The 11661-nt window shown below is 61.6% G+C and carries 11 protein-coding genes; 6 read left to right on the top strand and 5 right to left on the bottom strand.

Annotation, left to right across the window (positions count from 1 at the left end; all coding sequences use genetic code 11):
- Both narJ and narI read left to right on the top strand, forming a co-directional pair.
- Complete coding sequence (gene narJ, locus CACC_RS05040; protein ID WP_005280179.1) at positions 1-828, top strand: nitrate reductase molybdenum cofactor assembly chaperone; 828 nt, start codon at positions 1-3, stop codon at positions 826-828.
- A 10-nt stretch (positions 829-838) separates the two neighbouring features.
- Positions 839-1618: a respiratory nitrate reductase subunit gamma gene (gene narI, locus CACC_RS05035; protein WP_005280178.1), complete on the top strand. Its 780-nt coding sequence runs from the start codon at positions 839-841 to the stop codon at positions 1616-1618.
- Positions 1619-1907: 289 nt separating this feature from the next.
- Here narI and CACC_RS05030 read toward each other — a convergent pair whose 3' ends face one another.
- Genes CACC_RS05030 through CACC_RS05020 form a run of 3 tightly spaced genes read right to left on the bottom strand, consistent with a single transcriptional unit; the run spans position 1908 to position 5559 of the window.
- Entirely contained in the window at positions 1908-3293 is a 1386-nt protein-coding gene (locus tag CACC_RS05030) for a multicopper oxidase domain-containing protein (protein ID WP_005280177.1), read from the bottom strand.
- Entirely contained in the window at positions 3294-4493 is a 1200-nt protein-coding gene (locus tag CACC_RS05025) for a hypothetical protein (protein WP_005280176.1), read from the bottom strand.
- Positions 4483-5559, bottom strand: coding sequence for a hypothetical protein (locus CACC_RS05020; RefSeq protein WP_005280175.1), 1077 nt, complete (start codon positions 5557-5559; stop codon positions 4483-4485). The genes CACC_RS05025 and CACC_RS05020 overlap by 11 nt, the downstream gene beginning before the upstream one ends.
- A gap of 70 nt (positions 5560-5629) precedes the next feature.
- On the opposite strand from CACC_RS05020, the gene CACC_RS05015 reads away from it, so the two are divergent.
- The 4 genes from CACC_RS05015 to CACC_RS05000 all read left to right on the top strand — a co-directional run bounded on the left by CACC_RS05015 (position 5630) and on the right by CACC_RS05000 (position 9260).
- Positions 5630-5890, top strand: coding sequence for a DUF2249 domain-containing protein (locus CACC_RS05015; protein ID WP_005282371.1), 261 nt, complete (start codon positions 5630-5632; stop codon positions 5888-5890).
- A gap of 84 nt (positions 5891-5974) precedes the next feature.
- Entirely contained in the window at positions 5975-6736 is a 762-nt protein-coding gene (modA, locus tag CACC_RS05010; protein ID WP_005280173.1) for a molybdate ABC transporter substrate-binding protein, read from the top strand.
- Between the two features lie 3 nt (positions 6737-6739).
- Complete coding sequence (locus CACC_RS05005; protein WP_005280172.1) at positions 6740-8596, top strand: ATP-binding cassette domain-containing protein; 1857 nt, start codon at positions 6740-6742, stop codon at positions 8594-8596.
- Between the two features lie 4 nt (positions 8597-8600).
- Positions 8601-9260, top strand: coding sequence for a helix-turn-helix transcriptional regulator (locus tag CACC_RS05000; RefSeq protein ID WP_005280171.1), 660 nt, complete (start codon positions 8601-8603; stop codon positions 9258-9260).
- On the opposite strand, the gene thrB is transcribed toward CACC_RS05000, so the two are convergent.
- The gene (gene thrB / locus CACC_RS04995; protein WP_005280170.1) at positions 9247-10176 is read right to left on the bottom strand and encodes a homoserine kinase; all 930 of its coding nucleotides are present in this window, start codon (positions 10174-10176) and stop codon (positions 9247-9249) included. The genes CACC_RS05000 and thrB overlap by 14 nt on opposite strands.
- A gap of 23 nt (positions 10177-10199) precedes the next feature.
- Positions 10200-11543 carry a homoserine dehydrogenase gene (locus CACC_RS04990; RefSeq protein WP_005280169.1) on the bottom strand — a complete coding sequence of 448 codons (1344 nt, stop codon included), beginning with the start codon at positions 11541-11543 and terminating at the stop codon, positions 10200-10202.
- Positions 11544-11661 lie beyond the last annotated feature (118 nt).

The raw sequence follows: 11661 nt of genomic DNA, 5'->3' as shown, positions 1-11661 counted from the left end.
GTGAATATCTTCGATAAACTGCGCAAGCGCCAGGAATCCCTGCAGCGGCAATCCGCCCCGCAGGGTGCCGATGCCCCCGTGGCCGGGTTCGGAACTCCCGCCGGCATCGGTTCCATGGGCGGTGCCAAGGACGTCGAAAAGACGCTGCGCACCCACACCGGTCAAGTCCCGCGCGAATTCGTCACGCCGGTCGAGGTCACCGAAGACCAACGGCGAATCGTCGCCATGGCCGTGTCCGTGCTGCTTAATTACCCCGGCGAAGACATCTTTGACCGCCTCTCCGTGGTCGAAGACCAAGTAGATGACCTGCCGCTGGCCATTGCCACCGACTTCATCAACTTCGCCGAATGGGCCCGCAGCATCGGCCCCCGCGGCTTGGAAGAACACTACGTCGAGACCTTTGATCAACGCCGCCGCTGCGCGCTGTACCTGTCTTACTTCGCCGTCGGCGATACCCGCCAGCGCGGAATGGCCATCTTGTCCTTCCGCCAGCAATTGGAATCGCTCGGCTTCGAAATTTCGGATGAAGAACTACCGGATCACCTCTGCGTCGTCCTCGAAGCCCTCGCCATGAGCGAGGGGGACACGCACGAGCGTGCCGTTGAATTGGTGGCCAGCTACCGCGAAGGAATCGAGGTGCTGCGCGCTGCCCTCGCTCACGAGCGCTCGCCGTATGTCAGCTTGATCGTCGCGCTGTGCAAGGCCCTTCCAGAAGTCGATTCTGATACCGCGCAAAAGTACGTCGATCTCATCCGCACCGGCCCACCCGCCGAGATGGTCGGCATTGCAGACCTTCCCTTCCCCACTACCCAACCAGACCTCGTCTAGGAGCCACATCATGTTTGATAACTTCCTCTGGGGTGCCTTCCCGTGGTTAGCCATCGCGGCATTCTTCGTGGGCATCTTCTGGCGTTGGCGTTCCGACCAATTCGGCTGGACCACCCACTCCTCCCAAATCTATGAATCCAAGCTGCTGCGTTTATCCTCGCCGCTTTTCCACTGGGGCATGGTCTTCGTCGTCATCGGCCACCTGATGGGCTTGGCTTTCCCCAAGTCCTGGACCCAGGCCGTTGGCATCAGCGACCACGCCTACCACCTCCTGGCCACCATCCCAGGATCCATCGCCGCGCTGGCAGTCCTGCTGGGCTTTGCCGGATTGCTGTATCGCAGGCTGAAGAACCGCTCCGTGTTCTTGTCCACCTCTACCTCGGACAAGGTCATGTACGCGCTGCTCGGCCTCGCGCTGGTATCGGGTTCTTTTGCCACCTTTACCCTGCAGCTTTTTGACCTCGCCGGCACCGGTGGATACGACTACCGCGAAACCATTTCCCCGTGGCTGCGCCAGCTGTTGATCTTCAACATCCAGCCCGATCTCATGGCCAGTGCCCCGTGGCAATTTAAGGTCCACGTCCTCTGCGGTTTCACCATCATCGCCGTGTGGCCCTTTACCCGCCTGGTCCATGCCTTCTCGGCGCCGGTCGGCTACGTTACCCGCCCGTACGTGGTCTACCGTTCCCGCGATGAGCGCACCACCCCGATGCGCTCCAATACCGCGTGGGAGCCTATCCGCTCCAACCGGAAGCAATTGGAAGGAGAAACCCCGGGCCACGGTGCCTAGGTAGTTTCCTCCCCCTCTTCACCGCCGCGCGCTGTCCAATATTTGGATGGCCCGCGGCGGTTTCCTTATGTCTACATCTACTCCGGCGCTCCCCATGCACCCACCACTCGCCCTTCACGCTCACCGGCACAGCGGTACGACCGCAATCACAGCCGCCCTGTGAGCGCCAAGGGAGGTGGGCAATAAAGAACCCCCGCCCTTCGCGCTCACGGTAAGAGGTGGAACTACCTCTCGGCAGTGCCCTGGTGAGCGCGAAGGGCGGGGGTGGGGACGGGAAGTTAAGAACGCTTTATTCGGTGACGACGAACTTGCCGTGCTGTCCCTTTTCCGCGTTGGTCATGATGTGGTTGACAAAGGAATAGGTTCCGGGCTCGTTGAAGGTCATTTCCACAAACCCGCCTTGCGCGGGAAGTAGGTCGAAGGCCTGCGAGCCGGTCTTATCCTCGTCCTTGATGAGGTAGGCGCCTTCCTTATAGGCAGTATCGAATTGCTCGCCCACCACGTGGAAGCTAAGCGGCTGATCGGGGCCCACGTTCAGGATCCACAGGCGAACGGTATCGCCTACCTTGGCCTTGATGGGATCGACGTCGTACTGGCTGGGGTAGTAATTAAAGGCCATGAGGTCGAACTCGCCATCGGCTACGCGCTGGGCATCGGCGCCGGTCTTTTCCTCGCCGAGGAAGACATCGTTGGCGATGAAGTTGTACTCAGCATCCACGTCCTTAAGATCTGGTGGATCGATAATGACGTTGCCGGCCATGCCGTTGGCGATGTGCAGGGACATCGGGGCAGTTGAGCAGTGGTACATCCAGATTCCGGCGCGATTTGCGGTGAACTCGTAGGTCAGTTCTTCCCCGGGCTGGATGGACTTCATGTTTTCATCGGGGCTGACCTCACCGGCGTGGAAGTCGATGGAATGGGCCATGCTGCCCTCGTTCTTGATGGTGATCTTGAACTTATCGCCCACCTTGCCGCGCAGCGTCGGCCCGGGCGCTTGGCCGTTAAAGAGCCATTGCATCTGCTTGACACCGGGGGCTACCTCAACGATTTCCTCGGTCATAGACCAGGTTTCTTCATGCGTGGTGGTATTGGCCGCTGGCGCGAGGGAGGCGTCATGGGCTTTAAAACCTTCGCGGGAGGCACCGAGTTCGGCGGCGCTGGGAACATCAACGTGCGGGTTGGACGCCCCGGCCACGGCGTGATGGTGATGATCGTGCCCGCCGGTACTTGACGTGGAATCGCCCACGTTGACGTCAAAGGTCATGCCCTGCAGGCGGTGGCCGGCGATGGTGCAGTAGCCTTCGATGCTCGAGTCGATGACGCCGGCATCAAGCTGCACGGTATCGCCGGGATCGACGCGGCCGGTTTCGGCATCGCCAATCTTGAGATCGTGGACTTGGTCGCCGGTATTGGTGAAGTTAACCACCAAGTGGGTGCCGGGATCCACGTCAACGTGGTTGGGGACGAAGGCCATGCCATCGACTTCCACGTCAATGGTGTGGGTTTCGCCTTCGGCCACAGAGCTCGACGGCTGGGAGTCCTTAGAGGTGGTATTGACTAGGGCCAGTGCGATAACCGCGGCAAGCGCGATGCCGATGAGCAACCACGAGGCCCACTGGGAGTTACCGGACTCCGGCGGCTTATCCTGTGGCTGTGGGGAAGAAACACTAAGCATTTAATTCTCCAGATTCTGTTGTTGGTAAACGGCGCGGCCCACGGCAAGCACGTTTAATGCTAAGCCTATCCCCATGAGGATAAGCCCGGCAGCCAGGGCATTGACAAGGCTCAGCAAGGCGCCGAGGTTGATGAGGACGAGTCGGGCAAAACCCGCGCGGTCCGCGGTAGCCCGGCCGTGGTGCACCTTGGCAGGTCCCCCTCCCACCAGCGTGGGCAAGAGGTGGTGCAATACGCCCGTGACCATTTGCAAGACTCCACCACCGATGAAGGCCGGGACCAAAAATAGCGTGATGACGCGCGGATAGGCACCAAGCGCTGCGGCCACGGCATCCCCGGCACACAGGGCCACCATCCATAGCAGCCCCGCGATGACGGAAACCGATGCAGTGGTCAGCCGGGGGTTGCGCCCCAGCACGGTGGCCAGTACCGGTTGGATGATCATGATGGCGGCGAGCACGACGAGCAGCTGGGCGATGCCCGCCGCGCGCGTCCACCCCACCGCGCCGCAGACCATGGTCAGTGCCAGCCCGGCGCAGTGGACGATGAGCCCGCGCGTGCACCTGGTGCGCGCGGTGGGCGAAATCGCGGTGCTGGACAAGGTGGGAAGCAGCGTCACGATGGTGCCCACGATGGTCAGCCATGCAAATCCCCACACCATGCCGCGCGAATGGGCGGCCACCAAAAAGGAATAGTTGCCCACGCCATTGCCGCTTAAGATCACGAGCACCACGGAGGCGATCATGAAGATGGACGCGGCCGCGTAAAACGGCACCGTGACCGCGAAGGACCCGGAAAGCGATCCGCGCAAACGCGTGTAAGTGAAGGCGAGCTGCCAGGCAAGGGCGGCGATGATGAGGAGGGAGGCGGCATCGGCAAGCAGGCCCCAGTCATACCCCGCGCGATCGATAATGAGCAGGATAAGGCCCACCTGGATGAGCGCCACGCGCGCGCCCACGCCGCGGTAACCGTTATTGGCGGTGCGGGTAAGCGCCTCGGTGAAATGGGTGGAAAATACGACGATGGCGGTAGTCAGCGCGCCGATGGTCAGCGGGTGGATGAGATCCCACCACACCACCGGCGCGCCCAGGTGACCCGCCACGTTGATGCCGATGCCGATGAGCACCCACGCGCCGATAAGGGCTGCGGTCACGATGTGCCAGCGGCTGCGGGCGGCCAGGGAGATGTCATTAATGTGCACGGTGGGCCTCCTTGACCGTCAAAGTTACGCCGCAAGCGAGGAAAACCAAGACGGCGGCAATGGTGGTCAGACCGCCTACCTGGTAGGCAAGGGTGTGGCGGGAGACATCGGCAAGAATGCGCAGCGCCAGCCCGCCGTGCAGGACCGCTACGGGGAGGAACAGCACCGGATGGTAGGGCAAGTGGCGGCGGATGACGGAGGTAATGATGATGGGGGCATGGGCAAAAATCATGGACATGACAAAGCCCAAGAAGATGGCGTGCACGGAGGCGTCGTAGGCAAAGCCGGAGCTTTCCCCGTAGAGCAGCCAGAAATATCCGCCGAGGGCCAGCCAGAAATACCCGGCGAGCATGCAGGCGGCGGAATAGCGCGGCAGCCCGCGCGAGCGCACCAGGTTCTTCGCCACATCCACGCGCACGGTAGAAACCGCAACGCCGATAAGCGCCGCGCCCATGGCGCGATAGCCCACTGCCGGGGAGAGCATATAGACCACGCTGAGCGCCGCCAGCCCCAAAACCCACAGGGTAATGCGCTTTTCTGCCTGGGTGCCGGCCATGGTGATGCGGGCTAGCTCCATGCGCTCGCCGATGATCGTCGCTACCACGTAGAGCACGCACAGCGGCATCGCAGTAGAAAAGGCCGGCTCCATGGCCCACAGCAGGGCCGCCGCTACCCCGCCGATGACGCCGGTGGCCTGCACGATGATGGACAAGGCGGGCTGGCGCCGGTGGATGGTGGCATAGATAAACCCCAGCACTATGAAGCCTGCGGCAAAACACAAAGCCGGAACCTGCCGCGGCAGGCCCGCCACGATGCCCACGAAGCCGGCGACGTGGAAGATGGGGCCTATCCATGCCCACCGCGTGCGCACGGCGACGGCGCGCTCCAACCCGATGGCGCCGCCGACAAAGCCGAAGACCATCAAGGGGCCATGATCCGCAGCCAGAGAAGCTGCCGGTGAGAATCCCACGCCGAGCAGGGATGCCCCGGCGGCGAGCCCAAGCAGCAAGGACAGCCCGGCGCAAGCAAGGAAGAAGAAGCGGTGCGCGAGCCTATTATTTATCACGGCTTTAATCGTACTAATATTGGTGGCAAGGTAAAACTCTCACCCCACCTCCGAAAGGATGACTCTCCCCATGGAACTTCCCATCACCGATTCCTCCCAGCAACACTCCATTCCCACCCTCAACGCCACGGAAATCCCCCACGCCGTGCGCCACGGCGCCATCCACGGCGCTTTGGGCACGCTGAACGTGGGCCAAGCCATGATCCTCATTGCCCCGCACAACCCACTCCCTCTACTCAAGGAAGTGGAAGAGCGCGCGGAGGAATTTGAGCTGTCTTACCTCAAGGAAGAAGAAAACGACTATCACATCAAGTTCACGCGAATTTCGTAGTGTATTCCCGTGCTAATCGATAGGCTAAGTGGTGATAACTCTATCTCTCGTACATAGTTGTCTACATAACACGGAGCATTCACTATGAATAAGAAATTTGCCGCAGCCGCCGTGGCTGCGACCGGCCTGGCGCTCTCCGCCTGCTCTCCCGATACCTCCACCACCTCCGATGCAGAGCAGACCAGCTTGAACTTGCTGGCTGCATCGTCCACCCGCGTCATCAACGATGAGCTGGAAAAGCGCGCTTCCGAGTTCGACACCCCGGTTGACCTCGAGTTCCAAAATGGCGGCTCTTCCGACTTGGTCAATAAGCTGAGCGAGGGCGCTCCTGCAGACCTGCTGCTCACCGCGTCCAAGAAGACCATGGACAAGGCAATCAATGACGGAACCGTCAAGGACCCGAAGGTGCTTGCCACCAACGTCATGGTGATGGTTGTACCGAAGGGCAACCCGGGCAATATCCACTCCATCGAGGATCTGCAGAACGAAGACCGCTTCGTCATCTGTGACCCACAGGTTCCATGTGGCGATATCTCTTCCCAGATCATCGAAGAAAACAACCTGGACGTAAAGCCTGCCTCCCAGGAGCAGCAGGTCGCTGACGTTTTGGGCAAGGTTGTCTCCGGTGAGGCCAATGCCGGCTGGGTCTACTCCACCGACGCTGCAGCCGCTGGCGATGACGTAGAGGTCATCGAGATTCCGGATGCTGATAAGTTCGCCAACCAGATCCTGGGCGCCGTTTCCGCCGAGGCTGAGCACCCAGAAGAGGCGCAAAAAGTCCTCGACCTGTTGGCCGATGACTTTGATAAGACCTGGGAAGAGTACGGCTTTAACCCAGCAGATTAATAAATGACCCCTCCCCAGCCCATACGCCTTAAATCTCCCCTCGTTATCGGCCTTATCGGCCTCATCGCGGTCGTTGTCATCCTCGTTCCCGTAGCCTCCCTGGGGCTGCGCGTACCGTGGAACCGCATCGGCGAATACCTCGCCAAACCGGAGATTTGGGACATGCTCAAGCTGTCCCTTACCGCGGCATTCCAATCAATGCTGCTGGCGATGGTGCTGGGGACCGGTCTTGCCTTTTGGGTCCAACAGCTCGGCCGAGGCAGCGGCGTTATCCGCCTGTTCATTTATTTGCCCCTGGCCATGCCGCCCGTGGTGGGCGGCCTCGCGCTTACCGCAGCCATTGGCCGCAGGGGCTACTTGGCCCCGTTTCTTGACGCCATAGACTTCCATTTTGCTTTTGCTTTTCCCGGCGTCATCGCCGCGCAGTGCTTCGTCGCCTTGCCCTTCGTCGTGGTGGCGGTCGATTCCGCCCTGCGCCAATTGGATCAAGAGATCTTGGCCTCTGCCGCCAGCGTGGGACTTTCCCGCTGGGAGGTACTGCGAAAAATCACCATCCCCTCCATCGCCCCCGCCCTGGCCACCGGCGCCGGCCTTGCGTTTGCGCGCTCCCTTGGCGAGTTCGGTACCACGCTGACCTTTGCGGGCTCCCAGCCGGGCGTGACCCGCACGATGCCGCTCGGCATTTACTTGGAGCGCGAGGTCGATACCGATGGTGCCTATGTGCTCTCCGCCATCCTCATTGCGATGGCTATCCTCTGCCTCGCCCTCGCCGGGCTTCCCTCTCTCCTCCAGCGTTCCTACCGAGCGCAGGCCCGCGAGCTACACAGCATGGACTATGAGAAGCTCAGCGCCCTGACGGCCCCAGAAAAGGCCCCCACCCTAAACGTCACGGCGGATGGAGAGACCACGGAATTTACCCCGCGCGCGATCACGGCCATCGTCGGTTCCAATGGCTCGGGCAAGACCACACTCATGGGGCGCATCGCCGGGCGGCTGACCGGCGCGGAGATTACCGCCGACCCAGATGAGATCGTCCTGCTTACCCAGCGCCCCGGCCTGCCGCCGCGGGCCACCGCCAACCAGGCCATTGCGATGGTCACCCGCGATAAGCAGCGCGCCACGGAGTTGCTGGAGGCGGCGGGCTTGTGTGAGCTTAACGATGTCCCCGTGCCCGCCCTTTCCGGCGGCCAGGCCGCCCAAGTGGCCCTCGTCCGCGCGCTCGCCGCGCGGCCCACCATCCTGATTTTGGATGAGCCCTTGGCGGCCATCGACGTGGAATCCGCCAGCAAGTGGCGCCGCTTCCTGCGCGCTACCCGCCATGACCGCACCACCTTGCTGGTGACCCACAATGCGTTGGATATTGCCGGGCTTGCCGATGACATGGTGGTCATGAATTCCGGCCGCGTCACCGCCCACGGACCTGCCGCAGACCTCCTCGATGTCCCACCCACCGGCTTTGTGGCTAATATTGCAGGGCTCAACCGCGTGGAAGGCACCGTTTCAGAGGCCACCGCTGCCGAAACCGTCGTTACCTGTGGAAACACTACCGTCACCGGCGGGCCCGCCGAACTCCGCGCCGGCGATAAGGCAGCGGTCACGTTTAAGCCAAGCGACGTGCACCTGACGTCCGACGAGGCTACCGGGGTTAATCACTGGTCCACCAAGGTCATCGCGGTGGAAGCAGCCAGCATGGCGGATGCCCGGTTGAGCCTGAATATGGACGGCCACACCATTACCGTGCCGGTAAGCAGGCAGGTGGCTTTAGGTATTGATACGGGCGATACCGTATCCTATAGCGTGGCTAAAGATAAGATTTCTGTTAATCAAGCCCCTCATCAGCACTCAGAGATACGAAGTTAATCGCATGCCCAATTCGCTCCCCCGCCCCAGCTCCGATCTTTTCCCGGAAGCGCTCAAGCTATCGCCTAAGCAACGCGAGGTACTCACGCAGCTGCAGCATTATCCACGGGGAGCGCGCGCTGCAGAGGTAGCAAAAGATTTAGGCATGCACGTCAATACCGCGCGCGGGCACATCGATGAGCTCATTCAGGTCGGCGCCATTACCGCCGTTCCAGAACACAGCTCTGGGCGCGGGCGCCCTTCCCTAGTGTACCAGGCCCGCGTGCCGGATAACCGTGCCATCGCAGAGGAATACGTCAGCCTCATTAGCGTGCTGACCTCCATGCTCGCGGGCAAGGAAGAGCTCGATGATTTCTCTTCCCCACAGGCACGGGAATTGGGGCGGCAGTGGGCGCGCGCCACGGGCGCGGATATCCAGAGCGGCGCGCTCGATACCCTTTTTGCCACCCTGCGCGATATGGGTTTTGATCCCTCGCAGGGCGCGGATCCTTCCGAAATCGAGTTGAATGCCTGCCCGTTCGTCTCCTCCGGAACCACCCCGAGCCCCTTTGTCTGTGCCATACACGCTGGCTTTTTGCAAGAAGCCAGCGGTACGGACACGGACATCGCCTTAACGCCGATGCAGCGCCCCGAAGTGTGCCAAATCGAGATTAAGCCTGTGTAACTTCCACGCGGACCGGGCCCGCGACCTTGAGATCGAAGACGCGCAGGCCCTGCTCGCGGGCATCATCAAGAATGCTCTCGTCGATGTCCTCCGTGTGCAGCACCATCACCGTCGGCCCCGCCCCGGAAAGATAGGCGGCGTACCCGCGGTTGCGCAGGCGGTTCACCCACTCCGCGGTCACGGGAAGCACGTCGGCGCGATACGGCTGGTGCAAGCGGTCGCGGGTGCCTTCCCACAAAAGCTCTGGGTAGTTCTGCAATGCGGCTACCTGGACTGCGGTGCGGGAGACGTTAAAGGCGGCATCGGAATGCGTCACGTGCGAGGGCAGGACGCGGCGCACCGCCTGGGTGGAGGCATGGGAATCCGGCACCAGCGCGGTGGCCCGGATATCGGGATGCACGTTGATGGTAGCGGCCTTGTATTCCGGCAAGGAGCGGCCATCGACGGGCACCGTCGTCCACGAGACCACGGCGCTGCCCAGTACCGAGGCCGCGGCATTATCCGGGTGGCCCTCAAACGCCGAGGACAATTGCACGAGCTGATCTTGGGTCAGCGGGCTGCCCGCCAAGGCATTGCCCGCGGCAACGCCGGCGACCGCTGTAGACGCCGAAGAACCCAGACCGCGCGATTGGGGAATCGTATTATGCGAGACCACGCGCAGCCCTGGCACCGTAGCTTCGGCAGCAGATAGTGCGGACCGGATGGCCTTGACCATCAGGTGCGATCCATCGCGCGGAAGGTCATCTGCCCCCTCGCCAAAAATCTCCACCTCGAGGCCGGAGGGAATGACCTCCACCTCGGCGGTGTCGTACATGCTCAGTGACATGCCCAGGGTGTCATATCCCGGCCCCAAATTCGCCGTGGAGGCGGGGACGGTGACTATCGCTTTGGTGCCGACTTCAACTTCGATGCTCATGGTGACTAATATATCGAACCGTTTTAGCTGCCCAGGCGGATGACCGAGTGAACGGTTTTGACCTCATCGAGCTCGCCCAAGGCGGAGACGATGTTTTCCAGAGTTGCTTCCTTGGCTGCGTGGGTAACCACGATAAGGCGCGCGGTGTCCTCGCCGTCTTCTTGGCGCACGGTGCGCAGGGATACCCCATGCTGTGCGAAAAGCGCGGAAATGGCTTCCAAAACGCCGGCGCGGTCTTGGACCTCCATATCAATGTGGAAGCGGGTATCGACCTCGCCGAAGTCCGCAATCGGCAGGTTGGCGTAGGTATTCTCGCCAGGCGCGCGGCCGCCGTGGACGATATTGCGGGCGGCACCGACGACATCGCCAAGCACGGCCGAAGCGGTAGGGTTGCCGCCGGCACCATTGCCGTAAAACATGAGCGAGCCGGCTGCCTCTGCCTCGACGAAAATGGCGTTATAGGACTCGCTGACGGTAGCCAGCGGGTGCTCCTTGGCCACCAAGGTCGGGTGCACACGCGCGTTGACCACTTCGGATCCGTCCTCGCGGCGCAGGCGCTCACAAATGGCCAGCAGCTTGATGGAATAGCCGGCATCGTTTGCCGCGGCGATATCGTCTGCGGTGATATCGGTAATGCCCTCGCAGTGCACGTCCTCGAACTTCACGCGGGTGTGGAAGCCGATGGAGGCCATGATGGCGGCCTTCGATGCGGCATCGTGGCCCTCTACGTCCGCGGTGGGATCCGCCTCGGCGTAGCCCAAGCGGGTGGCTTCCGCTAAGGCCTCATCATAGGAAGCACCGGTGGATTCCATGGCGTCCAGGATGTAGTTGGTCGTGCCATTGACGATGCCGGAGATGCGCTCGATCTGGTCGCCAGCCAAAGAGCGGCGCAGCATGCCCACAACCGGAATGGCGGCAGCCACGGCCGCTTCAAAGTAGAGGTCAACCCCGGAGCGTTCCGCAGCCTCGGCCAATTCATCAGCGTGCGCGGCAACCAGCGCCTTATTCGCCGTCACCACGGACTTGCCGGAATTAAGCGCGGTCAACACCAACTCGCGCGGGAAATCGATCCCGCCGATGACCTCCACCACCAAGTCAATATCATCGCGGGAGATCAGGGCCTTAGCATCATCGGTCAACAATTCGCTGGGCACGCCCGGGCGCAGCTTATTCTTATTCTGGATGGCGATGCCACGGATCTCTGCTGGCCCACCGATGCGATGAGCAAAGGCATCCGCATTTTCATCTAAGAGGCGGAAAACTTCCGCGCCCACGGTGCCGAATCCAAGCAGCGCAATGCCAACGGTTTCGCCTTCGCCCTTGCCGGTACGCGAATGTAGCTGTAGCTCACTGTTTGAAGCATCCATAGTCCGTCTCCATGTCGATTAAGTGGTGGAAAATGTCTCCCGCTGTATGCGGCTACAGGTCACTATACAGAACGAGCTGTCTATATTGCGACATGCGGGGGATAATATTCGTTCAGCT

The organism is Corynebacterium accolens, assembly GCF_023520795.1.
GTDB lineage: Bacteria > Actinomycetota > Actinomycetes > Mycobacteriales > Mycobacteriaceae > Corynebacterium > Corynebacterium accolens.
The sequence above is the reverse complement of the archived record's forward strand: the minus strand, read 5'-3'. Positions and strand labels throughout refer to the sequence as shown.